The organism is Microbulbifer echini (genome assembly GCF_041447225.1).
GTDB lineage: Bacteria > Pseudomonadota > Gammaproteobacteria > Pseudomonadales > Cellvibrionaceae > Microbulbifer > Microbulbifer echini.
Genome location: NZ_JBGMEL010000009.1, coordinates 1 through 24,795 on the forward strand (window position 1 = coordinate 1; position 24,795 = coordinate 24,795).

Here is a 24,795-nt window from a genome sequence, read left to right on the forward strand (position 1 = left end):
TTTTACACATCCTGGTCGCTGAATCAAGTGTTTTTTTCAGCTTTTTTCTCGGCGATCCGTGTGGCCCAAAGAGCTTTCCGGATCCCTGCAAGGCCGTTTCCGTCCTTGCTTGAGTGGCGTGCATTATAGCGGCCTCTCGGTGCTTGGCAAGCTCTTTTTTGAAGTAATTTTCTTAAGAAAATCAATCACTTGGAGCTGCCTTCCCGCTACTGCCTGAGCAGCGAGGAGGCGAACTATACGGACTTCAGGGGGGGGGGGCAAGCACTTTTATGACAAAAGTGTAAAAAAGTTTTCAGTCTCGAAATTGCTGAAAAAAGCATCAACCTTCAAGGGTAAACAGGTGGTACTTTTTCTTGCCGAGACGCACGATAAAGTAGTGTTCATTCAGCGCCTTATCGCCAGCGAATACAGAAGCCGGTTGTGCATTGGCATCCATACCGACACCCTCACCATTTACCAATACCGCATTGCGTCCCAGCGCATCTTTCACCGGCTTACCGGAGGGAGCCATTCCTGCATCAACCAGCAAGTTAATCAGACTCTGCTCACCAAAATCCTTAGGGAGGATAGACGAGGGCAAACCATCGAGACGCAATTGCTCGAGATCACCAGCCGACAGATCGGTAATATTTCCCGTAAAGAGCGCAGCAGAAATGCGCTCAGCTGCGGCCAGTCCATCGTCACCGTGAACCAAGCGGGTTACTTCGCGTGCCAAAATCCCTTGAGCCTCTGGTTTGCCTGCACGCTCCCGGTCAGCAACCTCAATAACGTCAATGTCATCAACACTCAGGAAAGTGAAGTAGCGCAAGAATTTGTAGACATCCGCATCCGCGGTATTGAGCCAGAACTGGTAAAACGCGTAAGGGCTTGTGCGCTTGGGGTCGAGCCAGATGGTGCCGCTTTCCGTTTTACCAAACTTTGTGCCGTCCGATTTGGTCACCAACGGCAAAGTTAACCCGAAGACTTTGCCGCGGTGCTGGCGCCTAGTGAGGTCAACACCACCAGTAATATTACCCCACTGATCAGAGCCGCCGATCTGCAGGGTGCAGCTGTTGCGCTTATACAGCTCGGAGAAATCCATGGACTGCAACAACATATAGGAAAACTCCGTAAAGGAGATACCCTCACCCTCACGCTCAATACGTTGCTTTACCGACTCTTTATTAACCATGTTGTTAACAGAGAAATGCTTGCCTACATCGCGTAGAAAATCGAGCACATTGAGCTCGCGCGTCCAGTCCAGATTATTCGCCACAATGGCGCTACTTTCCCCGCAATCGAAGTCGATAAACTGGGAGACCTGGTTTTTCAGTTTTTCCACCCAGCCAGAAACCACATCTGGGGTATTCAGGCTGCGCTCTTGAGCCTTAAAAGAAGGATCACCGATCAAGCCCGTGGCACCACCGACCAATGCAATCGGTTTGTGTCCTGCCGCCTGAAACCTCTTCAAAGTCAGCAGCGGTACTAGACTGCCTATATGAAGGGAATCTGCGGTGGGGTCAAAACCGCAATATAGGGTCCGACTCTCCGACAAATGCTGTGTCAGTTCGCCGTCACCAGTCGCCTGATTAATTAATCCGCGACGGTCCAAGTCTTCTAGCAGTGTCATGTCGACCCCAGCCATGCTTACCCCTCATATTTAAGCTTGAAAAAGCGCCACCGGCCGGCGGCAAAATGCGCTGCAACATTACCGAACTTTGTGGCAAATACAAGCGGGTGATATTTCCCCCGCGTGGACAAGAAATACAAACTGAGGAACTAACTCATGGCCATATGGGTCAATTACCCAGTGAACCTAGGCGGCTTTTTTGCTATAAAGCCCCCTCAATGCCTGTTTTTTAAACACCCATTATTCCAAGCGCAGATAACAACGACAGCCGGCGGCGCCCGCTAATACCATGCAGAATCATCGCAAACCGACTTCACGTGTCCGTATAGGCGCCTTGCCCAAACATTTCCCCCGTGTACATGCATTCACGGCGAGTGCCGCTGCATGTGTGCTGGTGTTGGCGATCTTTATCCCAACTCCAGATGTTGAGGCTAGGCGTATGCCCCTCCCCGTCAACCTGACCTCTGCCGAGGAGGTGGTGGAACAACCCGAAAAGGTGGTGCCGTTAACTCCCCGCAAGGCTATTCCACTGGCTGCCGCGGCGACGGAGGCAATCCAGTCCCTTAGCCTGACAGTGCGTAATGGCGATACCCTGTCCGACCTTTTTAAACGCGCCAAGATCAGTGCTGGCGAGATGTACCAGCTGCTCGGCAGCGGCAGTGAAGCGAAGAAACTGGCACGCCTAAACCCCGGTGAGGAATTGACCTTCACTGTCGATACGGATGGGAAGCTGCAGCGCCTGGCACTGCAAAAAGATCGTCTCAGCCAAGTCAGGTTTACTCGTGATGCACAGAGCCAGTTTCAGCATGACCTGGTTCAGCGGGAGCCCGACAGTCATCCTGCTTATCGCCAAGCACTAATCGACAGCTCTTTGTTTGTTGCTGGCAGCGATGCCGGTTTAAGCGACAGCCTGATTATGGAAATGGCGGATGTCTTCAGCTCCGATATCGACTTTGCCCTGGATATCCGCAAGGGCGACAACTTCAGCGTGATGTTCGAAGAAAAATTTCTCGACGGAGAAAAGATAGGCAACGGCCCAATTCTGGCGGTCAGTTTTACCAACCAGGGGCAGACTTATAATGCGGTGCGTTATGTCGACGGCAATGGCGACGCCAATTACTACACCCCGGATGGCAAGAGCATGCGGAAGGCGTTCATTCGCACGCCCTTGGATATCGTGCGTATCAGCTCGCACTTTAACCCTCGACGCCTGCACCCAGTATTTAAATCCCGCCGCCCACATAATGGCACCGACTATGCGGCCCCGCGAGGCACGCCGGTTTACTCCACTGGCGATGGCCGTGTGATCGCTTCCGGTTACAGCAAAGCGAATGGCAACTATGTTTTTATCCGCCATGGCGAACGCTATGTCACTCGCTACCTGCATTTGACCAAGCGCAAGGTGAAAAAAGGTCAGAGAGTAAAGCAGCGCCAAATTATCGGTACCGTTGGCTCCACCGGTTACGCTACCGGGCCACACCTGCACTATGAGTTTCTGCTGGATGGCAGGCACCGCAATCCGGCCACAATTGTACGCAAACTGCCCAAAGCGAAGTCAGTTCCCTCATCTGAAATGACACGCTTTAAGAACCAAACGCAACCTCTGCTGGCTAAGCTGGAAAATTACCAGGGCCCGGCACTGGCAAAACTCGACGACGACAATTAATAAGCACCCTACTCTATGCCCGATCTTTTTATCGGTCTGATGTCCGGTACCAGCGTCGATGCCATCGACGCTGTATTGGTCGACTTTGGCGGCGAAGACAAAATTAAGCCGCATATTCTCGCCGCCCTGAACCATCCAATCCATCCCTCTATGCGCGATGCCATCCTGGCCCTGTGTTCCCCCGGACCATCGGAACTGGATCGCGCCGGGCAACTGGATCGACAACTGGGCCAGGTGTTTGCCGAGGCGACCAACACTCTACTGGCCCGTGCCGGCATTGAGCCGGATGATGTCACCGCAGTTGGCAGTCACGGTCAGACTGTGCGCCACCGCCCGCCTGGCACCGTGAATTCACCCTTCACTTTGCAGCTGGGTGACCCCAATACCATTGCCGCGCTCACAGGTATCCGCACGGTGGCCGACTTCCGGCGACGCGATATGGCGCTGGGTGGCCAGGGTGCGCCGCTGATGCCCGCCTTTCACCGCGCCGCCTTCAAAACCGGGGGCAATCGGGCAGTAGTCAATATTGGTGGCATGGCCAATATTACCGAGCTAAACGCCGATGGCAGCGTGTACGGATACGACACCGGGCCCGGCAATGCCTTGCTGGATTACTGGGTTGGCCTGCACAGAAAACAACCCTTCGACCGAGACGGTGCCTGGGCCACCAGTGGCCGAGCCAATCCCGAGCTGCTGAACCGCTTAATGTCTAACCCTTACTTCACTGCGGAGCCCCCAAAAAGCACCGGTCGCGAAACATTTAACGCTAGCTGGCTGGAGCAATCCCTGACCGGATTAGAACTGGCTCCAGCGGACGTGCAGGCTACTCTGTCGGAAGTCACCGCAGCGAGTATCGCCGAAGCGGTGCATTTATTCGCAGATGGTGGAGAATTACTGGTGTGCGGTGGCGGAGCCAGGAATAAAGACCTGTTATCCCGACTGCGAAGACGCTTGCCCACATGGTCGATCGCCGATACAGGAACCTATGGCATTGATGCAGACTGGCTGGAGGCGGTGGGCTTTGCATGGCTGGCGCGGCAGACACTACTCGGCCTGCCCGGCAATTGTCCCGGGGTGACCGGAGCCAAAAAAGAAGCCATTCTGGGAGCTATCTACCCCCCCTAAAACAGCCAGCAGGTGGGCGGCTCAGATTGAGAAAGAGGAGCCGCAACCACAGGTCGAGGAAGCATTCGGGTTTTGTACCAAGAAGCGCGAGCCGGCCAGCCCCTCTTCATAGTCCACATTGGCACCCACCAGATAGGGGTAGCTCATCGCGTCTACCAATACCTGAATACCATCTTTCTCGATAATAGCGTCGTCATCGGCAACCAATTCATCAAAGGTAAAACCGTACGAGAAACCCGAGCAGCCTCCGCCGGTGACAAATACCCTGAGCTTCAGATCCGGGTTGCCCTCCTCTTCCAACAGGCTCTTGACCTTGGCCACCGCTTTATCGGTGACCACCAGTGGCGCAGGAGAAAAGGATACAGCTTCTGACATAAGTCTCTCTCAACTCATCGGGACATTCGCAACTCGCATAAAAGCTATACAAAGTGCAGCCTCGGGGGCGTCATCTTGCTTAAACCCAGGAAATCAGTCAAGTATTTGGCGCAACAGACTCCGGCATTAGCGAAAAACGTAGTCCGTTAGTGATAGCCAGCCTCAGGAGGCCTCAATCACTGTTTCGTCTTCGGTGTAACCAATCATCGGGGTCTCACCGGCAGAGCTGAGATCCGCATTGGACAACAGTGCGCCATTGACCTGAGCACCTTTCATCATTTCGATCAGTTTGTAGTGTACGTTGCCTTCAACCATAGCCTTGGAGGCCAACTCCAGATGGCGAGCTGCGAATACATCACCATTTACATTGCCGTTAATGACCACCTGAGGTACACGGATCTCTCCTTCGATGACTCCGCCGTCTACGATCTGCAGGCGTGCATCGCTGTCGCTATGGGCCGATACATTACCTTTTACCTTGCCCTCAATAACCAGGTTTCCACGAAAGTGGATATCGCCGGTCACTTCCGTCTGGCGCGCTATCAAAGTGGTATGGTTACTACTGGTGCTGGCCATAGTTACTTGTTTCTCTTTTTTTCTTAACATAATCCCTAAACCTCATGCCTCTGGCATCAATGCTAGCTTTTCTGTACTAACCAGCCGTAACGCTGCTCAATATTAAAACCTTTGCGTCCGCTGGACTTGAGCGAAAGCTCCACACCCTCGGGAACAAACCCCTCCGGCAGATGTAGCTCACCCTCAATGTTCTGAAAATACTTAAAACGCAGTGGAATAGACTCTGCATCCACCTGCTTGGACAAATCCTTTAGCGAGTAGCGCTTTGGCTCTCCGTCCTGACGGCCCACTACGGTGAAGGTAGCCATCCCTTTAATGACATTGCGGCGCACAGCAGACTGTTGTACCTGCAACTTGTACTGATAACTGCGCGTATCCGCCGTTTGCGAGAGTATGAAGCGGCCAATGGAAACTCCGTCCTCCCCTTCCGCCGGAGCCATAACCCCGCGGTAGAAGGAAATCTCTTGTTTCAATTCGGCTATCTGACTCTCTTTTTGCACCAGCTCACTACGTACGGATTCGCTCGCCTGCTCGCCAATCACCAGGGACTGCTCGGCAGTGGCGGCACGCATACGCAGGGTTTCGTTTTCATTCTTGAGCGCCTCGAGTCGCTCTAGCACCCTGGTGTACTCCGAGGTCTTCTCATCGAGGTTCTTGCGCAGATGATACTGGCCGGCAAAATAGGAGCCAGCAGAGGTAGCCAATACCACCAGGGCGACGCCACCTACGGCAATCACGCCGGAGAAGGGACGGTGGGGCACCACTTTCATACGGTACTGCTTGCTGCCTTTCACTTTGAGCTCCATAAAATTCGCTGGGGCTTAACCGGAAAAAACCGGTTGTCGTATTTTTTTGATTTTAAGGCAGCAACGCAGGGCTCTCCAAGCCCAACGTCTCAGTTAAACCAAACATAATGTTCATATTCTGAACCGCCTGAGCCGAGGCCCCCTTGGCCAGGTTGTCGATCACCGACATAACCACCAGGGTATCCCGATCCTGTGGCTGCATCACAGAAATCCTGCACATATTTGTACCGCGCACACTGCGCGTCTGTGGGTGACTGCCGGGGGGAAGTACATCCACAAAGGGCTCATCTTTGTAGCGTTGTTCGAATAGGGTTTGCAGTTCCGTAGGCGACAAGCCGGCGCTGGATTTGGCGAAGAGCGTGGCGTGAATGCCCCGAATCATCGGCAGTAAATGTGGCACGAATGTCACTTGCGCCGGGCTTGCACCAGAGGGCTGAACCCCGCGCAAGCCCTGTTCGATCTCTGGTAGGTGGCGGTGACCTGCAGCGGAATACGCACGGAAATTATCACTATTTTCCGCCAGAATGAGTTCGGTTTTAGCCTGGCGCCCAGCACCACTAGCGCCGCTGGCCGCACTGGCGATCAACTGTGCCGGCTCCACCACTCCCGCCTCCAGTAAAGGAATCCAACCCAGTTGAATTGCCGTGGGGTAACAGCCGGGACAGGCCACCAGCTGAGCATCAGCGATATCTGCACGATTGACTTCAGGCAAACCGTAGATCGCCTCTTGGGCCAATGCTGGAGCCGCATGTTCCTGCCCATACCACGCCTCCCAAGCGGGAATATCCTTGAGGCGGAAATCCGCGGAGAGATCAATGACGCGCACCCCCCGCTCGATCAGTGCCGGCACCTGGGCCTGCGCAACTCCGTGTGGTGTGGCAAAGAAAACAAGGTCACAAGCACACAGCTGTTCGATATTTGGCTCACAAAAAGCCAGGTCGTAATGGCCGCGCAGGCTGGGAAACTGCTCGGATACGCGTGTGCCATTGAGGGAGCGCGAGGTGATAGCGGTCACGTCTACCTGTGGGTGTGTCGCCAAAATCCGCAACAGCTCCACTCCCGTGTAGCCGGTGCCCCCGACAATTGCTACCTTAATCACCTTGCTAGACTCTCCCGATCAATCTGCCAACTGAGACGATAATCATAAAATTAGCCAAGTACTCTACCACAAGCCTCAGACCTTAAAGGATGTGCGGTGTCACAGCGCCCCAGGAATTCACTTAAAAGTACCCTGACCCGTTACTTACCCAAGACGAACGGCCTGGAGCGCATTCGCCTGCAACTCTCCGCCCGGGACGCCCTGGCCCCTCTAGTTGGGATGGCCTTGATTACCGGAGCACTTGCCGGCGGTGTAACCGTGCTGTTCCGTTTCGCAATGGAGTGGCCGACCACCTTTTTCCTCTCGGTACCGCAGAATTATGAATCCCTGACACCACTATGGCGGTTTGCCCTGCCGGTAATCGGCTCGCTGTTAATCGGTATTATTTACCTGCTGCTCAGCCCCAAACGCTATGACGTGGGTGTGGTCCACGTGCTCGACCGCCTGTACAACCACCAGGGCAATATGCCGGTGCAAAATGCCCTGCTGCAGTTTTTCGCGGGCGCCATCGCCCTAATTAGCGGGCACTCGGTAGGTCGAGAGGGCCCAGCTGTGCATTTGGGTGCGGCCAGTGGCAGCTGGCTGGCGCGCACTCTGCGCCTGCCCAATAATTCTGCGCGCAGCCTGCTGGGCTGCGGCGTAGCCGCCGCCATCGCCGCATCCTTCAATACCCCGCTGGCCGGTATGGTATTCGCCATGGAGGTGGTCATGCTGGAGTATTCCGTAGCCGGCTTTTTACCCGTCATGCTGGCGGCCGTAACCGGCAGTGCGATTACCCAGGTTACTTTTGGCCGTGAACCAGACTTTAATGTCCCCGCAATTCAGTTGAACTCACTGGCAGAACTCCCCATTTTGTTCTTTTGCGCGCTGGCCATTGGAGTGCTTGCGGCGCTCTTCATACTGGCCCACCGAACCCTCACACGACAGAATACCCGCTCTCCTCTGCTGCGCTTTCTAGTCGTTGGACTGGTAACAGGCACCCTTGGTATTTGGGTGCCGGAGATTCTCGGCGGGGGGTACGACACACTGCAAATGGCGATGCTGGGGGAGCTGGGCGTAACGACTCTGGCGGTCATTGTTGCGGCCAAACTGGTGGCTACCGCCCTGGGGTCCGGGCTGGGTATTCCCGGGGGAGTCATTGGACCGAGCCTGATTCTCGGCGCCTGCCTCGGAGGTATTGCCGGGGGCCTTGCCAACACTTGGTTGGGTGAAAACACCGCGAGCCCTGGTTTTTACGCCATGGTTGGTATGGCCGCAATGATGGCGGCGATGCTCAATGCCCCCCTCGCAGCCCTACTCGCCATTCTCGAACTCACTTACAACCCCAATGTGTTGTTCCCCGGCATGATGATGATCGTAGTAGCGACACTAATCAGCCGCCAACTATTCTCCACCCAGGGGATTTACCTGGAGACGCTTCGCGCTCTGAACAAGGCCGGCACCCCCACCTGGCGCCAGCGGATGCTGAGTGGAGTGGGTGTGGCCAGCCAGATGGACCGACGCTTTGTGGTCGCTCAACAGGAGGTCAACCTGGAACAGGCGAAAATTTTTATCGCGCAACACCCCCAGTGGATACTGATCGATTTGCCAGACGGAAAGGCTCCTGAACTCTTGCGTGCCGTCGACCTGGCCACATTTTTACAGAGCTGTGAAAAAGGAGAGAGCGAAGATCAACTTCTCGAGCAGGAGCAAGAGAGAGAGGGAACAACAACACAGATCGACCTGCTGAAAATCCCCGGCGAGCGCAAACAGATGGCCGAGCTCAATTGGCGGGCAACCATGCTGGAAGCTCAGCAAGAACTCAAAAATACCGGGGCCGACGCCCTGTATATCAGTCGCCATCAAAGCGGCCCACTGGACAATCGCATTGCGGGCATTATTCTGCCGCTACAGATCGATAACTTTTACCGGAAATAAACAATTTCCAGCTTTTAATTTTTTAATTTTTGAGGGGATATTCGATGGAGTGGATCAAGGCTTTTCACATTATTGCCATGGTGTGCTGGTTTGCCGCGCTATTTTATTTACCACGCCTTTTTGTCTACCACGTAGATGCTACCGATGCCGTTAGCCGCGACCGATTCTGCATCATGGAACGGCGCCTGTACCGAGGTATCGCGATTCCCTCCATGATCGCCACCGTTGGCCTGGGTATCTGGCTTTATAGCTTGAACCCCGCTTACTACACTTCCGCGGGATGGATGCACGCGAAACTCACCTTCGTCGTACTACTGCTGGCCTATCATCATATGTGTGGCGCCTACGTACGTAAGTTTGCCCAGGGCAAGAATACCCGCAGTGGACGTTATTTCCGTCTCTTCAATGAGGCTCCCACAGTGGCCCTATTCGCTATCGTGATCCTGGTAGTGGTGAAGCCTTTTTAATTTGGCGCGTGATCATTCTTTGTATGGGGCACCCAGCAACTAAAATTAGGCGCACAGCAATTGGCAGTCATGTAGATTTTCTATGGATACACCGCAGCCTGTAATTTTGACCGTCACCCACCACGATCCCAGTGGCAGCGCCGGAATAGGCGCCGATACGGAGACGGCCGTTAGCCTGGGCTGCCACGCAGCCTCCGCCGTTTCCGCCATCAGCGTCTGCAATACTGGGGAACTCCTCGGTGTAGCGCCAGTGGATGACAGCCTCCTCGTTGAGCAAACCCGCACGGTCCTTGAGGATATGCCGGTAGCGGCTATCAAGGTGGGTTACCTGGGCTCGGTGGAGAATGTGCGCGCACTGCACAGCGTATTGCGGGACTACCCAGACATTCCCGTTATCATCGATCCAGATGCCACCCTGGCCGACAAAGAAAGCGTGCTGGCTCCTCCCCTGTGGGAGGCTATGACTTCCCTGCTACTGCCCTACGCCACCATGGTCTGTCCCAATCGGCGCGAGGCCCGTGCCATGGCCGTCGAGGCCGATGTTTTAGATGCTATGGCGCAGGAGTTACTGGAAAGTGGCTGTCGCTATCTATTGCTCACCGGGGTGCCCCACCAACAGCAGCTGCAAAATCGCCTCTACGACGAACGCGGCCTGATCCGGGAATTCCACTGGGAGCGCCTGCAACCCGCCGCCTACGGTGTCTGTGGCACCCTGGCCACCGCTATCGCCTGTCATATCGCTCACGGCCTAACGATTACCGAGGCGGTCAGCCGCAGCCAGCAATACGCCTGGAGCGCCATCCGCGACAGCCGTCGCCTGGGAATGGGCCGGCCGATCCCCAACCGCTTATTCTGGTGTGAGCGCTGACAGGCCCCAGCTCACGTTCCCATAAGCTTCAGCGAACGGGTAAGTCGATCCGCTCACCAAGCCGATCGACTTACCGGCCACCCCACTCTTCTGTGCCCTACCTAGCGCCACATTGTCCTCGAGGCCCAGCACCGCGATAATGGCCGCTGACTCTTGGCCTTTTTCGCAATTTCTGAATGAATTTTATGAGTAAATCCGAGCAACTCTTCGCAGAAGCCCAGCGGGTTATCCCCGGCGGCGTCAACTCACCAGTACGCGCCTTCCGCGCTGTGGGCGGCACACCGTTGTTTATCCGTCGCGCCGAAGGCGCCTACCTCTTCGATGCCGATGAAAAGCGCTATATCGACTATGTGCAATCCTGGGGACCCATGGTGCTCGGTCACGCCCATCCCGAGGTTATTGAAGCCGTTGTGGAGCAGGCCCAGTCCGGCCTGAGTTTTGGGGCCCCCACCGAGCTGGAAACTGAGCTGGCCGAGGAACTGTGCCGCCTGTGGCCGAATATGGACCTGGTGCGCTTCGTGAACTCAGGGACCGAGGCCACCATGAGCGCAATTCGCCTGGCGCGTGGTTTTACCGGACGCGATAAAATTGTGAAGTTCGAGGGCTGCTACCACGGCCATTCGGACTCCCTGCTGGTCAAGGCCGGCTCTGGGGCCCTGACGATGGGCGTGCCCTCCTCGCCTGGCGTTCCCGCTGCGCTAGCAGATCACACTATCACCCTAAGCTACAACGATGCCGAAGGCGTACGCAGCTGCTTCGAAGCATTGGGTGATCAAATCGCCTGTATTATCGTCGAGCCTGTCGCCGGCAACATGAACTGCATACCGCCAGTGCCGGGTTTTCTGGAAGCTCTGCGCGAGGTTTGCGACCAGCACGGCGCGCTGCTAATTCTCGACGAAGTAATGACCGGCTTCCGCGTGAGCCTTACCGGTGCCCAGGGTTTCTATGGAATCGAAGCGGATATCACTACCCTCGGCAAGGTAATCGGTGGCGGTATGCCAGTGGGCGCCTTTGGTGGTAAACGCGAAATTATGGAGCACATTGCACCACTGGGCCCTGTCTACCAGGCCGGTACCTTATCCGGAAATCCCGTGGCTATGGTTGCGGGCCTGGAGACCCTGCGCCTAGTGGAAGAACCCAGCTTCTACGAGCCACTTGTAGCCAGAACCAACCACCTGGTAGAAGGTATTTTGGCTGCCGGCAAAGCCGCAGGTATCCCCATTACCGCCAATAAAGCCGGTACCATGTTCGGTTTCTTCTTCACAGAGGAACCCCAGGTAACGAACTATCAACAGGTTATAGCGTGCAATAACCAGCGCTTTAATCAATTCTTCCACGGCATGCTGGAAGAGGGCATCTACCTAGCTCCCGCCTCTTATGAAGCAGGATTTATGTCCTCCGCGCACAGCGATGAGGATATTGAGGCAACAATCGCAGCCGCCGAGCGTGTCTTCGCCCGCCTCGACTAAATTTGCCTTTCCCCTATCCAGCACCCGCCTCCGGCGGGTGCTGCTATCCAATAAGAATCTCCACCTAAATCGTACTTCCAGCTTGGTGACGCCGCATTTCACTTTGCCGTAAAAGCATTGCACTTCAATAATTAACAATTAAAAATGTATACATAAAATTAAAGGTATACATTTTGAAAAGCTCACCACTTACAGACGCCAGCTTTTCCACTATCAGTGCGGGTTTTGTCGCGGTACTGGTCGGGGTAGCCAGCTCCGCCGCAATTGTGTTTGAGGCGGCGCGGGCCGCTGGGGCCAATGAGGCGATGATTGCCTCCTGGATTGGGGCACTGGGACTGGGTATGGGTCTCACCTGTATCGCCTTCTCCTGGTATTACCGAGCGCCCGTGATTACCGCGTGGTCAACCCCAGGAGCCGCACTATTGGCCACCAGTCTAAGCGGCATTCCCCTTGGTGAGGCCATTGGCGCCTTCCTATTCAGTGCGCTGTTAACGCTATTGGTTGGCTTGTCCGGGGCCTTTGAGCGGGTAACGCGAATGGTGCCGACGCCTATCGCCAACGCCATGCTCGCAGGCATACTGCTTCAGTTCGGCCTCTCTGTATTTACCTCCCTGCAGGCACAGCCGCTCCTGGTGGGTACTATGTTGTTGACTTATCTGGCCGGACGACGCTGGGCTCCCCGTTACGCCATTATTTTGGTATTGGCGGTGGGGGTGGCGACCTGCTGGAAACTGGAAATGATCGTACTTGAGCAGGTGCGCTGGCAGACAGCTCACCCGGTATGGGTTACCCCAGAGTTCCGCCTCTCAACCCTCGTCGGTATAGGCCTTCCTCTGTTTATCGTCACCATGACCTCCCAGAATCTACCCGGCGCAGCGACCCTCGCCGCCAGCGGTTACGGACGAGTCCCCCTATCACCAGTCATCAGTGGCACCGGCCTGACCTCCCTATTGCTAACGCCATTTGGCGGCTTTGCGTTCAATCTGGCAGCCATTACCGCCGCCATCTGCACCGGACCCGAGGCTCACCCCAATCCAGACAAACGCTATACCGCAGGCATTGCCGCCGGTGTCTTTTACCTCATGGTGGGTTTGTGCGGTGCCAGTGTGGTGGCATTATTCAACGCCTTCCCGCAGGCGCTCATCGCCACACTCGCCGGTCTGGCATTGATCGGGGTTATTGGCAGCAGTTTGGCCGGGGCAACGGCCGAAGCCGACAGCCGAGAGGCGGGAATGATCACCTTCCTAATCAGCGCTTCAGGTATCAGTCTCTTCGGCATTGGCGCCGCTTTCTGGGGTTTACTTGGCGGACTCCTATGCTACTGGTTTTTCAAACGCAGGAATTGATAAGCTTCGATGAGCCTTTACGAAAAAATCAAAGCGGATATACAGCAAGGACGCTTTGCGGCCGGTCAGCCTTTAAAGCAAGTAGAGCTTGCCAATTTCTATCGGGTTAGCCGAATACCGGTGCGCGATGTTTTGCAAAAATTGAAGAATGAAGGCTGGTTAATCCGACATGGCAAGCGCGGGGTCGCGGTGCCCCAATTCGATCCACTGGAGGTAGAAGATCTCTATCTGATGCGTGCGCGCCTGGAGCCACTGCTGCAGTCCCTGGCCCTGGAGAAACTCAGCGGGGAAATTCTCGGCCGTGCCAGAGATATATTGCTGTCTATGGAAGCTAGATCCGGGCTCTCCGCCGAACAGATCGGCAATCTGAACTGGCAGTTTCATGCCTGCATTTACCGGGCCGCCGCGCGGCCCACGCTCTTCGCCACCATAGAGCAACTGCACCGCCAGTGTGAGCGCTATATCGGTTACCAGTCCCGCAGTTTGCACTACCAAAGCACCAGCCAGGAAGAGCACTTTGCGATTCTCGAAGCCCTGCATCAGGGGCATGGGGAGCAGGCCGCTGCACTGCTGGCACAGCATATCGAAGCCGCCGGCCAATTACTGGTGAATCACCTGCGCCAACCCCAACCTTGAGCCCGTCACCCATAGACCCAAAATCACCTGTAACGGCAATTTGTTATGATGGCTGCCAGTTGCGGCCGCGGCGTTTCCGCGGCCCTATGGATAGCCGGAGTAAATTCCCTATGAGCCAAAGTTTCGGCCGCGGTGCCTACCCCAACACCCGCCTGCGTCGCCTGCGCGCACAGGATTTTTCCCGCCGCTTGGTGCGGGAAACCCAACTCAGCTGTAACGATTTGATCCTGCCCTTGTTTGTAATCGAAGGGCGTAGTGAGACCCAAAAAGTGGCTTCGATGCCGGGTGTCGAGCGCCTCAGCGTGGATCTCCTGGCGAAAAAAGCGAAGTCTTTACAACAACTGGGCATTCCCGCCGTGGCGCTTTTCCCCGTGGTTGATCCATCGGCAAAATCTGACTGCGCCAGTGCCGCCCACGACGCCAATGGTCTGGCCCAGCGAGCGGTTCGCGAGTTAAAAAATGCTGCGCCGGAACTCGGTGTCATTACTGATGTGGCCTTAGATCCATTCACCAGCCACGGTCAGGATGGATTGATGGATCACAGTGGATACATCGTCAACGATGAAACGGTGGAGGTGCTGGTACAACAGGCCCTGTCCCACGCCGCCGCCGGCGCGGATATAGTGGCGCCCTCGGATATGATGGATGGTCGTATCGGTGCGATTCGCGAGGCTCTAGAAGGCGCGGGCCACAGCAATACCCTGATTATGTCTTACGCCGCCAAGTACGCCTCTGCCTACTACGGCCCCTTCCGCGATGCGGTCGGCTCGGCCGGCAACTTGAAAGGCGGCAATAAGGCCAGCTATCAGATGGACCCCGCCAATACCAATGAAGCACTGCACGAATGTGCCCTGGATCTGCAGGAGGGTGCGGATATGGTAATGGTGAAACCCGGTATGCCCTACCTAGATATAGTGCGACGGGTGAAGGAAGAGCTGCGTGTACCCACTTTCGCCTACCAAGTGAGCGGCGAGTACGCCATGCACTGTGCCGCTTTTGAAAACGGTTGGCTACAGCGAGAAGCCGTGATTATGGAGTCCCTATTGGCCTTCAAGCGCGCCGGTGCCGACGGCATCCTCACCTACTTTGCCGAGGAAGCCGCGCAACTGCTGCAGAGCTGAGAGACCTGAAACAGAGCGCGGCTTTTGCCGCGCTGCTAACTCAGGGCCACTGATCTTCCAGGGCCGGGCCTATGGGCTGCGCCTCTTCCACAGGAACACGGCGGTACTGCACCTCACTGGATTCATCGCGGGGGAGCTCGATGGGCTCTAGTGCAGAGCCTCTTCCAAACTCCTCCGCATCGTCACCGCGCAGCTGTTCGCGCAACTGGCGGCGACGCTCACTGCGCTGCTGCGCTTCCCTGGGATCACTACCCCAGCCAGGAGTCATCTGCTCCCGCGGTGCCGCCTCGGAGCGCTCGTTGCCAAAGAGATTACGGAACCAGCGCCAGCGATTCTGTCCCTGACACTCCGGCGCCGGCTGCAGACGGGTTTCATAGGAGAAGGGGATCTCGTAGCCACCGCGGCAATAATCCGGGTCCATGTACTGTCCGCGCGCATTCACCGCTTTGAACTCAACACCACGCGGTGCCTCAACCGGGCCGTGCTGATGGGGCAACTTGCGCATAATCTCTGTCCAAATTGGCAGCGCACCAGTGGAACCGGTCAGGCGGGTGCGCACGTTGTCGTCCCGCCCGAGCCACACCACCGCGGTAACTTCCGGGGAGAAACCAGCAAACCAACTGTCGCGGTTGTTGTTCGTAGTACCCGTTTTGCCGGCAAAGGGCACACTACTGGGCAGGCGTTTGGCCGATCTGCGTCCGGTCCCCTCGCGCATGGCCTGCTCCAGTCCCCAGCGCAAGAGATAGGCCGGCACCGGATCAACACCGCGATTGGTGCGACGGCGAAAGCGCTGAACCCGCTCACCATTGGCGTCAGACACCGCTAACAGAGTGCGCGCCTGTACCGTTTCACCTCCATTGGCAATGGTCTGGTACATGCCCGCCACCTCAAATGGCGTCATCTCCACGGCACCCAGCAGCATGGCTGGTACACGCGGCAAATTGGTATCCACACCCAGGCGACGGATCGTTTGGCGCACATTCTGCAGTCCCAGATCGAGGCCCAGGTGGGCGGTGGCCAAGTTATAGGACTTGGCCAACGCCACATAAAGAGGCACTTGGCCGTGGGCCAGCTTGTCGAAGTTCTGTGGCATCCACACATCGCCATCAGCCTCCTCAATACGTACCGGAGCATCGTCAATCAGAGTGGCCAGATTGTACTCTTCGGGGCGCTCCAGCGCGGTGAGAAAGACCGCCGGTTTGATCAGGGAGCCCACTTGGCGGCGCGCTTCCAGGGCCCGGTTAAACCCGGGGAAGTCCGGGTCGCGGTCACCCACCATCGCGAGTACCTCACCCGTACCGTTATCCAATAACACCGTCGCGGCCTGCAAGGTATTCGCCTGGATCTTTCGATCTGTCTCCAGTTTCTGTAGACCGTTGCTGACAGCCTCTTCGGCGAGTTTCTGTACCGAAGGTGCCAGGGTCGTGTAGACACGCAGCCCCGTAGTGCGGAGCTCTTCATAGGAATAATAGGGGCGCAACTCGAACAACAGACGTTCAGTAAAAGCCGGATAGGGATTCTGCGCGGTCACACCACCTTTCACCACACCTAGTGGCTTGGCAGCGTAGAACTCAAATTGAGACTGGGTAATTAGCCCCTGCTCACGCATCAGCTCAAGTACCGTATTGCGCCGCTTCAGGGCCCGCTGAGGGTTACGCCAGGGATTGTAATAAGAAGCGCCTTTGGCGAGCCCCACCAACAGAGCCACCTGATGGGGCTCTAGGGTATCTAGGGGCTGCTGGAAGTAAAACTCCGAGGCCAGACCAAAACCGTAAATCCCCCGGGCCCCCTGCTGCCCCAACCACACCTCGTTGATGTACTCCTGCAGGATGTAGCCCTTGTCGTAATGGAGCTCCATCAGCACCGCCATCAGCGCTTCATTGATCTTGCGCTGGAGGCTCGGTTTGTGGTCAAAAAAGATATTCTTGACCAACTGTTGGGTGATCGTTGATCCCCCCTGAACGAATCTTCCGGCTTTGACGTTGGCGACCATAGCGCGGGCTATGCCCCGCAGGGAAATTCCGTGGTGATTGAGAAAATCCTGATCCTCGACCGCAATCAGGGTATTCGCCACCAGTGGCGGAATATCGTTGAAGCGGACCGGATTGCGGTCATCGCCACCGCCGAGTAGTGAGCCAATATTGGCCGCATCCAGGCGGAACTCTGTGATTCGCTGGCCATCACCATCGCGCAGGTTGTCTATTTCATCATTGCGCAGACGGAAAGTGGCCATCGCAGCGGGTTCGCGGCCATCCGCGTGAATAAAGTCCCGGCGCCAAACCCGGTAACTCATCCCCTCCTGGGTCCAGGAGCCGGGTTCCGCGAGGGTTTTTTGCTTGCGGTAATTGAGGGCGGCAAATTCGCTCGCCAGCTCATCCGGATGCATCGCCATGCCCTCGCGCAAAATCAGGGGGCGCGCAAAAACCCGCGCAGGCAACTGGTACTGACGACTGTCGAGGCGATCGCGCAGCTGTACATCCAGGTAGGCCATGTAGCCAGCGAGGGCGAGCGCAGCTACCAGGGCCAGCAGAAATAGGAATTTTAGCCAGCGATAGCGTCTTTTCGGTTTTGACGCTTTGCTGCGCCGGCGTTTCGTCGAGGCCATATTTAAGTAATTTCCAGCTGCCAACTCAGTACATCTCTCGACAGCGGGAGCACACAGCGTCTCGCCATCTCAGGCAGGACACCAGCAGGTGACAGCTCCGCTGGTATCTTGCCGCAGGCGCCTGAATCGGCACCTTGGGGAACATCCATGCACGGCCATAATCCGGGCCAAAAACCCAGGAATCATGTCACAGGCACAATAGATACCTGTCCGTGGATTGACCGCGGCTGCCTACTATAAGTTCATATTGAGGCATACGACGCCTTTATAAAGGCTGCCCGGTTGAAGTCAAACCCGGCGCCTTGCACTTGCTGTAATCACAGCCATAATGCGGCGGAAATCTGAACAAATCGCCCGAAAAGGATGGATATGCAGCAATATGACCTCTACGGCATTGGCGCCGCCCTGCTGGACACAGAAATCGAGGTATCCGACGGGGACCTGTCGGCCCTCGGTGTTGAAAAGGGAATTATGACCCTGGTGGACGACGCCCGGCAAAAGCAACTGGTAGACGATCTGCAGGATAACCTGATCACCGCCAAGCGCGCTTGTGGCGGCTCCGGCGCTAATACCGTTATCGCCGCCAGCTACTTTGGTCTGCGTACTTTTTACTCTTGTAAGGTCGCTGGCGATGATAATGGTGACTTTTATCGCAACAATCTCACCGCTGCAGGTGTTGACTACCCAGCCACGCTTCAGCGGGCCGATGGCGGTACCACCGGCAAATGTCTAGTGCTGATTACTCCCGATGCGGAGCGCAGTATGAATACTTACCTGGGCATCAGCGAACAGCTGTCGGTAACCGAGCTGGACAACGAAGCCCTTACTACTTCCCGCTGGGCCTACATCGAAGGTTATCTGGTCTCTTCCGAGACCGGGCGAAAGGCGGCGATTACTCTGCGTGAACAGGCGCAGCAGGCGGGTGTAAAGACTGCGCTTAGTTTATCGGACCCGGCAATGGTGCAGTTCTTCGGCGAGGGCTTGCGGGAAATGATAGGCGGCGGCGTAGATATGCTGTTTTGCAACCGCGATGAGGCCCTGGGCTTTACCGGCACCGATTCGCTGGATGCCGCCGCCGAGGCCCTGCGCGACTACTGCCGCAGTTTCGCCATCACTCTGGGTGCCGAGGGCGCTCTTTTGTGGGATGGCGCCCAGCATTATCAGGTGGCCAGCCCACAGGTACACGCGATCGACACCAACGGTGCTGGGGACATGTTCGCTGGCGCTTTCCTATACGCGATCAACCGGGATATGGGCTTTGTCGAGGCGGGGGAACTGGCCTGTCGTGCCGCCGCCCAGGTGGTCAGTCAGTACGGGCCGCGCCTGCAGGCGGAGCAGCACTCTGAACTATTAGCTGCGGTTATTTAGGGCCCCAGCAACAAACCGGGGAGCGGCCTATGGTCGCTCATCCTAGAATCCCTGAGCCTCTCCGATCTCCGGCAGCCCCGAGGCTGCAGCAATGCCAAAGCCCTGGGCATAATCCACTCCCATTTGGCAGAGTTTTTCCATCAACTCCGGGCTCTCGACATATTCGGCGATAGTGCTGATCCCCATACGCTTGGCCAAGTGGTCAATGGTGCTGACCATCGCGCTGTCGATTTCGTCTTCCAGCATATTACGCACAAAACTTCCATCAATTTTGAGGAAGTCCACCGGCAGCTGGCGCAGATAGGCCAGAGAGGAAACGCCCCGGCCGAAGTCGTCCAGAGCAAAACTACAACCGGCAGCGCGCAGCTTGTGAATAAAGATCAGCGCCCGCTCCAGATTATTAATGGCACTGGTTTCGGTGATCTCAAACTGTACCCGAGAGGGCGTCACCCCAGCCTCAGTCATCTCGCCCAGCACAAAGTCTGCAAAGGTGTCATCGCCGAGACTGATGCCTGAAATATTGATCGCATAGCTTGTTGCAGGAATGCCGATCAGTTGCTCCTGAGCCATATAACAGAACACCCGGCGAATAACCCAGCGGTCCACCTCTTCGATCAGACCATAGCGCTCCGCCGCCGGTAGGAACAGGCCCGGTGATATAACACCACCATCGCGCCCACGCATGCGCACCAGAATCTCGTAGTGATGAATCTGGCGCTCTCCCTTCAGGGAGATCACCGGTTGCCGATAGAGGAGCAACCGATCCTCGCGCAGGGCTGCGTGGATTTCCGCAACCCAGGTCGACTCACGGCGCTTTTCCAGTACTTGGCGCGAATCTCCGAACAGCTTCACCCGATTGCGTCCCTGATCCCTCGCGGAACAGCAGGCATCGTTTGCCGTCGCCAACAGCTGACTGGCATTGGGGGTAAAGCGGTCTACTCCGACCACTCCAATCGATAGCGCCACACGGCTGTCGCTTCCCTGCCAGTGAAAACCGAAGTTCTGTACAGATTCCCTTAGACGCGCCACCACACGTCCCCCCTCTTCCAGAGTGCAATCCCGCAGCAGAATGGCAAACTCGTCACTGCCCACCCGCGCAAATAAATCGGCTCTCGACAATCCGCGCTTTAATAGGGACACCAATTGCACGAGCAATTGATCACCGGCGACAAAACCGAGGGTGTCGTTGATCACTTTGAATTGATAGACGTCCAGATATAGCAGCACATGGTGCTGGCGCTTATCGACACACTGTGACAGCAGGTTTTGCAGCTCACCCTCAAAGTACTGGCGATTGGGTAAACGGGTAAGAGCGTCGTGGCTGGTCTGCCAGCTGAGACGGGTGGATACACGCCGGGCGGCGGAAGTATCCCGCAACACCAGCACATAATTTCTCAGTGTTCCAGCATCCCACAGGGCCATGACCTGCACCGAAACCTCCAGCGGGGGAAGGCTTTCATCCGGCCGCCTGATACTCGCGCGGATCTCTCGCACGCTGGGGACTTCATGGGGGGGGGTATCAGAGATTAACGGCGGTAAAAGCGCCCCTTGGCTGTCACACAACCGCAGCCCCTCATTGACCAACTGGCCGGGCAGAAGCCCCACCAGATCCCCGCTCATCTCACTGACCAGCGGATTGGCATACTGAATAATACCGTGAGAATCCGTGACAATGACTCCGTCGGCAATTTCCCCCAGAGCCGCCTCCGCCGCCTGCAGACTGATCCGCTCACAGGGGGAGAGCTGTGCCTCCAGCTCGGCCAGCTGTCCTAAATATTGGGCAGTTTGAGGATCAAAAAAGGGCACAACCGCACTCCCTGCGGAAACCGGAAGCCGCCCGGAAAGCAGCTACCGGCACGACCCGTTCAGGCGCATCGATGCAGAATATGGGCAAAATCAACATCTTGAACACCCAAAACCGCCGTTTTTATTCAACTCTTCGGCCTCCCGCCAAAACCCCTCTCCAGGATCTTAAGTTGCCTACTCAAAGATTTGCGCGCAAGAAGTTTTTTAATTTCTCATCCTCGAACACTCTCTGCATAGTTGCGCTCAATAGGCTATTTACCCGGCTTTCCACTTCTTCGCGACTGGGTTTAACCAGATTGCGATCTTTACCCGAGGTGCTATACGTACCGAAATAAGTGGCCCGGCCCGCCTTCACTTCCAAATGAATCTCGGCCGAAGTGTCAATCTGGGTGGTGTAGACCTTGCTGGGGCTGTTGTAGGTCAGCTTCACCAATTTCGCCGTAACCTGTACCTCGGGAGCCGAGTCGGTGATACGGAAAGACCAGCGGGCAAAGCCCTCACTCAACCCCGCGGCAATGGCGTCCCCTGCATCATTGGCGATACTCACCTGTGAGGTATCCGCATAGACACCGCCCAGAGAGCCAAGCCCGCCACCGGGTAAGTCATTCATACCACGGACATTGAGGCTGTGCCCCGCCCCAATAGATTCCGGCGCAACCTCGACCTGAGGATACAGTTGAATTTGCAGTGGACTGTGAGCACAGCCCGCCAGTATCAGAGCCCCCACCACCAACAACAATTTTTTCATTTTCTTCTTCCTTCTTTACTTCAATAAAAACTATTCACCCAGCACTGCGATGATGGCGGTGCCGATCTTTTTCAACCGCTTTCAGCCCCATTACCGGTACCTGAACCTGCAAGCTGGTCCCATCGGAGAAGAGGAGACGCAGTGGCAGCGACACCCCTGCATGCAACCGCACGCCGTGAATCATCAGGTGTACCCCACCCGGTGTCATCTGCAGCTGCTCCCCCGGAGCAATAACGAGCTTATCCAGAGGGCGCATACGACTGATGCCATCTTCCAGCCCGGTGGTATGTAAATTGACGGAGCCCCCGTCTATACCGGGAAGCTCTACCGCTGTCAGCTGCAGCAGCTGCTCACCGGTGTTGTGTAAAGATAGATAGGCCGCGCTCATCGGAGCCCCCGGCGGCGTTTCTCGGGCATATCCCGTCACCGACAAAGGCTGAGTAAGTGCGAAAGCGTTCAGGGTGAGCAACAGCACACCCGCAAATATCCCTGTGCGGATCGTCTTTTTATTCACTGGCCCCTCCACTGGGCTGGATAAGAATTAAGCGGGCGGGGCTGCCGATCTTTATATCTCCCCGAACCCGATAACCGGGAACGGCCTCGCGTAACTGCTGGTAAATCCAGCGGCCCGCAGTATCGTTCCCGGCGACAATTATGACGCGTAGCTGCTCACTGCGAACCCTATACGCCACTTGGTGCAGCTGCTCAACCAAGCTTTGCGATCTGGTTTTCAGACCCTCAGCAGGCAGGCCAATAGTCTCCCCCCTGGGCAAATCCAAGTGCGCGCGGCCACGCTCTCGAGCCAACTGTGCATGCACCTCGGCCACCAGGGGATTACCCGGTGCCAACATTTCTGCACGCTGCAGCAGGCGCCCCACCTCAGCAAAAGCACGCCGGCGCAAAGCCTCCCGCGCCCGCTCCACATAGGTGACCACAATCGTCTGGATTCCGGTCTGTGCATGACGATTTCCTGGATCCAGTTGCTGTACCCGCAGGTAGTAGTCATAAGCACTGGCACCGGCGGGTCGAGTGAGATGCCCCTTACCCAGAGCCCGTTCAGCGCGTTTCAGAAAATACGCCACATTATTGCGCCGCACCTGCTCGGCGGATGGTTTGGGCTTTTGCACGACCGGGCTGGGCGGAGGGGGGGCGGGGGCAGGCTTGTTCGAGCCGCAGGCGCCGAGGAAAACCGCCATCAAAAGACAGATTCCAAAGCTGTGAAGGCGTTCAAGTGACGGCAAAGCAATCCCTCGTTGTTGTTTTTTTGTACCACTGGCATCGCTATACTGCTTGCGCAACTGAACCCCCGTCCGGTGCAGCAGTCAAATCATGCGCCCGACTATAATGAATTTTTTCATCTATGGCTGTGATGACCAAAAGTTTCAGAAATAATTTCCTCGCCCTGCTGGCAATCTTGCTATGCCTTTCCGGTATCAATGCATTCGCACAGGTGAATAGCAACCCTTTTACGACTCTCGACGCCCCCCAGGAAAACTCTTTCCTCCCGGTGGAAGAGGCCTACCGACAGGACCTGCTGCTGAGCGGCAAGCAACTCAGCGCCCTGTTTGAAATAGCCCCAAAATACTACCTCTATCGTGACAAACTCGCGCTCTACCGAATTGAAAATGGGCAAAAGACCGCTGTTCCCCTGAGTTTGCCTAGCGGTGAAGTCATCTGGGACGATTACTTTGAAAAAGAGACCGAGGTTTATCGAGGTCAGCTGGAGTTCACAATCCCCGTCGCCGGCAGCCCCAGTAACCTACAGTTGGAACTGCACTACCAAGGCTGTGCCGATGCAGGGCTCTGCTATCCGCCAGAGGTCCGCCACTATCGCGTCAACATGAACTCAAGCAGTATTGAGGCCATCGCGGGCGGCTTATCCAGCTCAACACCGGACACTGGCAACACCTCCCCAAATACTCCTCAGGCCAATGGCAGCAGTATCAGCCTGCCTTTCGCCCTGCTCTTCGCCTTTGTTGGCGGCCTGCTACTCAACTTGATGCCCTGCGTGTTCCCAGTGCTCTCCATCAAACTGTTGGCAGTGAGCCAGTCGGCACATAGTGCCAGCCAGCGCCACCACCACGGCTGGGCCTACACTGCCGGTGTAGTATTGAGCTTTGTCACCATCGCCGCTGTGATGCTGGCTCTGCGCGCAGGCGGTGAGGCAATTGGCTGGGGCTTCCAGCTGCAGTCGCCATGGCTGGTAGCCGCCCTGGCCTACCTGTTCTTCATCATGGGCCTGAGTCTGTCCGGGGTCACCGAGTTCGGCAGCAGCCTGATGGGAATTGGCGGCAACCTGAGCAATAGCCGGGGGCTGCGCGGCTCACTCACTTCCGGCGCCCTCGCCACCCTGGTAGCCAGCCCCTGCACCGCGCCCCTGATGGGCTCAGCCCTGGGCTTCGCGGTAACACAGTCTGCGCCTGTAGCTCTCAGCGTATTCGCCGCTCTCGGCGCAGGTATGGCCGCCCCCTTCCTTTTGCTCACCTATATCCCCGCACTGGTCGATAAGTTGCCGCGCCCGGGGCCCTGGATGGACAGGCTCAAACAGTTACTCGCCTTCCCGATGTACCTGACCGCAGTCTGGCTGCTGTGGGTATTGGGACGCCAAGCTGGTGGCGACGGCGTCACCCTGGTGCTCAGCGGTGCGGTGGCTATCGCCTTCGCCCTGTGGCTATGGCCCAGCCCTCAATGGCAGTGGTTGCGAGGCTCAGTGGCCGTTGCAGCCCTGGCCTTTGCGGTTATGCTCTTGCCGCGTCTCGACACCATCCACCAGGCGCCGCAACAGGCCAGCGACTACTGGCAACCCTACTCTGCCGAACGCCTAGAAACTGCCCGCAGCGAGGGGCGCCCAGTACTCGCTAATATGACTGCGGCCTGGTGTATAACCTGTCTGGCCAACGAGAAGGTGGTGCTATCGAGCGATGCGGTGAGCGATGCCATCGAGCAGCTTGGCGTAGTGGCGCTCAAAGGGGACTGGACCAATCAGGACCCACACATCAGCAAACTGTTGGCGAAGTACGGCCGTACCAGCGTTCCTCTGTACCTGCTCTACCCCGCCAATGGTGGCGAAGCCAAAATTCTGCCGCAGATACTCTCCCGCGAGGCGTTACTGATGGAACTTGAGAGTGCCGCCGGGAGTGGGCTCAGCACCTCCTCTGTTCCCTAAAGGAAACTCCCGCCTTTGTAGC

The 24,795-nt window shown here is 56.6% G+C and carries 22 protein-coding genes; 11 read left to right on the forward strand and 11 right to left on the reverse strand.

Features of this window, described 5'->3' with window-relative positions:
• Window positions 1-319 precede the first annotated feature (319 nt).
• Window positions 320-1,624, reverse strand: a complete 1,305-nt coding sequence (gene tyrS, locus ACCI51_RS10180; RefSeq protein ID WP_299586047.1) for a tyrosine--tRNA ligase — start codon at window positions 1,622-1,624, stop codon at window positions 320-322.
• 274 nt (window positions 1,625-1,898) lie between these two features.
• Between tyrS and ACCI51_RS10185 the strand changes: the two genes are divergently transcribed.
• Both ACCI51_RS10185 and ACCI51_RS10190 read left to right on the forward strand, forming a co-directional pair.
• Entirely contained in the window at window positions 1,899-3,275 is a 1,377-nt protein-coding gene (locus ACCI51_RS10185; protein ID WP_371843495.1) for a peptidoglycan DD-metalloendopeptidase family protein, read from the forward strand.
• Window positions 3,276-3,290: 15 nt separating this feature from the next.
• Window positions 3,291-4,400: an anhydro-N-acetylmuramic acid kinase gene (locus ACCI51_RS10190; protein WP_299586051.1), complete on the forward strand. Its 1,110-nt coding sequence runs from the start codon at window positions 3,291-3,293 to the stop codon at window positions 4,398-4,400.
• 21 nt (window positions 4,401-4,421) lie between these two features.
• Here ACCI51_RS10190 and erpA read toward each other — a convergent pair whose 3' ends face one another.
• The 4 genes from erpA to argC all read right to left on the reverse strand — a co-directional run bounded on the left by erpA (window position 4,422) and on the right by argC (window position 7,256).
• Entirely contained in the window at window positions 4,422-4,775 is a 354-nt protein-coding gene (gene erpA, locus ACCI51_RS10195) for an iron-sulfur cluster insertion protein ErpA (protein ID WP_299586053.1), read from the reverse strand.
• A 162-nt stretch (window positions 4,776-4,937) separates the two neighbouring features.
• The gene (locus ACCI51_RS10200) at window positions 4,938-5,381 is read right to left on the reverse strand and encodes a bactofilin family protein (RefSeq protein WP_299586056.1); all 444 of its coding nucleotides are present in this window, start codon (window positions 5,379-5,381) and stop codon (window positions 4,938-4,940) included.
• Window positions 5,382-5,413: 32 nt separating this feature from the next.
• Window positions 5,414-6,145, reverse strand: a complete 732-nt coding sequence (locus tag ACCI51_RS10205; RefSeq protein WP_299586059.1) for a DUF6776 family protein — start codon at window positions 6,143-6,145, stop codon at window positions 5,414-5,416.
• Window positions 6,146-6,209: 64 nt separating this feature from the next.
• Window positions 6,210-7,256 (reverse strand): N-acetyl-gamma-glutamyl-phosphate reductase, encoded by a 1,047-nt coding sequence (gene argC / locus ACCI51_RS10210; protein WP_299586061.1) that lies wholly within the window; start codon window positions 7,254-7,256, stop codon window positions 6,210-6,212.
• 96 nt (window positions 7,257-7,352) lie between these two features.
• On the opposite strand from argC, the gene ACCI51_RS10215 reads away from it, so the two are divergent.
• The 7 genes from ACCI51_RS10215 to hemB all read left to right on the forward strand — a co-directional run bounded on the left by ACCI51_RS10215 (window position 7,353) and on the right by hemB (window position 15,080).
• Window positions 7,353-9,173: a chloride channel protein gene (locus ACCI51_RS10215; RefSeq protein ID WP_299586063.1), complete on the forward strand. Its 1,821-nt coding sequence runs from the start codon at window positions 7,353-7,355 to the stop codon at window positions 9,171-9,173.
• A 44-nt stretch (window positions 9,174-9,217) separates the two neighbouring features.
• A complete protein-coding gene (gene hemJ, locus ACCI51_RS10220) occupies window positions 9,218-9,640 on the forward strand; it encodes a protoporphyrinogen oxidase HemJ (RefSeq protein ID WP_299586066.1) in 423 nt (140 codons plus the stop codon).
• A gap of 82 nt (window positions 9,641-9,722) precedes the next feature.
• Window positions 9,723-10,508: a bifunctional hydroxymethylpyrimidine kinase/phosphomethylpyrimidine kinase gene (thiD, locus tag ACCI51_RS10225; protein ID WP_371843496.1), complete on the forward strand. Its 786-nt coding sequence runs from the start codon at window positions 9,723-9,725 to the stop codon at window positions 10,506-10,508.
• Window positions 10,509-10,693: 185 nt separating this feature from the next.
• A complete protein-coding gene (gene hemL / locus ACCI51_RS10230) occupies window positions 10,694-11,977 on the forward strand; it encodes a glutamate-1-semialdehyde 2,1-aminomutase (RefSeq protein WP_371843497.1) in 1,284 nt (427 codons plus the stop codon).
• 173 nt (window positions 11,978-12,150) lie between these two features.
• Window positions 12,151-13,323, forward strand: a complete 1,173-nt coding sequence (locus ACCI51_RS10235) for a benzoate/H(+) symporter BenE family transporter (protein WP_371843498.1) — start codon at window positions 12,151-12,153, stop codon at window positions 13,321-13,323.
• 9 nt (window positions 13,324-13,332) lie between these two features.
• Window positions 13,333-13,959, forward strand: a complete 627-nt coding sequence (locus ACCI51_RS10240; protein ID WP_371843499.1) for a GntR family transcriptional regulator — start codon at window positions 13,333-13,335, stop codon at window positions 13,957-13,959.
• Between the two features lie 110 nt (window positions 13,960-14,069).
• The gene (gene hemB, locus ACCI51_RS10245) at window positions 14,070-15,080 is read left to right on the forward strand and encodes a porphobilinogen synthase (RefSeq protein ID WP_299586080.1); all 1,011 of its coding nucleotides are present in this window, start codon (window positions 14,070-14,072) and stop codon (window positions 15,078-15,080) included.
• A gap of 40 nt (window positions 15,081-15,120) precedes the next feature.
• On the opposite strand, the gene mrcB is transcribed toward hemB, so the two are convergent.
• Together mrcB and ACCI51_RS10255 are read right to left on the reverse strand one after the other, a co-directional pair.
• Complete coding sequence (gene mrcB / locus ACCI51_RS10250; protein WP_371843500.1) at window positions 15,121-17,685, reverse strand: penicillin-binding protein 1B; 2,565 nt, start codon at window positions 17,683-17,685, stop codon at window positions 15,121-15,123.
• 2 nt (window positions 17,686-17,687) lie between these two features.
• Window positions 17,688-17,834: a hypothetical protein gene (locus tag ACCI51_RS10255; RefSeq protein WP_299586085.1), complete on the reverse strand. Its 147-nt coding sequence runs from the start codon at window positions 17,832-17,834 to the stop codon at window positions 17,688-17,690.
• Window positions 17,835-18,054: 220 nt separating this feature from the next.
• Between ACCI51_RS10255 and ACCI51_RS10260 the strand changes: the two genes are divergently transcribed.
• Window positions 18,055-19,053 (forward strand): adenosine kinase, encoded by a 999-nt coding sequence (locus ACCI51_RS10260; RefSeq protein ID WP_299586088.1) that lies wholly within the window; start codon window positions 18,055-18,057, stop codon window positions 19,051-19,053.
• 42 nt (window positions 19,054-19,095) lie between these two features.
• Here the strand turns inward: ACCI51_RS10260 and ACCI51_RS10265 are convergent, their stop codons facing one another.
• The 4 genes from ACCI51_RS10265 to ACCI51_RS10280 form a co-directional block, all read right to left on the reverse strand.
• Window positions 19,096-20,859, reverse strand: a complete 1,764-nt coding sequence (locus ACCI51_RS10265) for an EAL domain-containing protein (RefSeq protein ID WP_371843501.1) — start codon at window positions 20,857-20,859, stop codon at window positions 19,096-19,098.
• A gap of 178 nt (window positions 20,860-21,037) precedes the next feature.
• Entirely contained in the window at window positions 21,038-21,607 is a 570-nt protein-coding gene (locus tag ACCI51_RS10270) for a YajG family lipoprotein (RefSeq protein WP_299586095.1), read from the reverse strand.
• A 34-nt stretch (window positions 21,608-21,641) separates the two neighbouring features.
• Window positions 21,642-22,121: a copper chaperone PCu(A)C gene (locus tag ACCI51_RS10275; RefSeq protein ID WP_299586098.1), complete on the reverse strand. Its 480-nt coding sequence runs from the start codon at window positions 22,119-22,121 to the stop codon at window positions 21,642-21,644.
• Complete coding sequence (locus tag ACCI51_RS10280; protein WP_371843502.1) at window positions 22,114-22,905, reverse strand: N-acetylglucosaminyltransferase; 792 nt, start codon at window positions 22,903-22,905, stop codon at window positions 22,114-22,116. Before ACCI51_RS10280 ends, ACCI51_RS10275 begins: the two co-directional genes overlap by 8 nt.
• 71 nt (window positions 22,906-22,976) lie before the next feature.
• Between ACCI51_RS10280 and ACCI51_RS10285 the strand changes: the two genes are divergently transcribed.
• On the forward strand, window positions 22,977-24,773 hold the full coding sequence (locus ACCI51_RS10285) for a protein-disulfide reductase DsbD family protein (protein ID WP_299586102.1): 1,797 nt from the start codon (window positions 22,977-22,979) through the stop codon (window positions 24,771-24,773).
• Window positions 24,774-24,795: the final 22 nt, after the last annotated feature.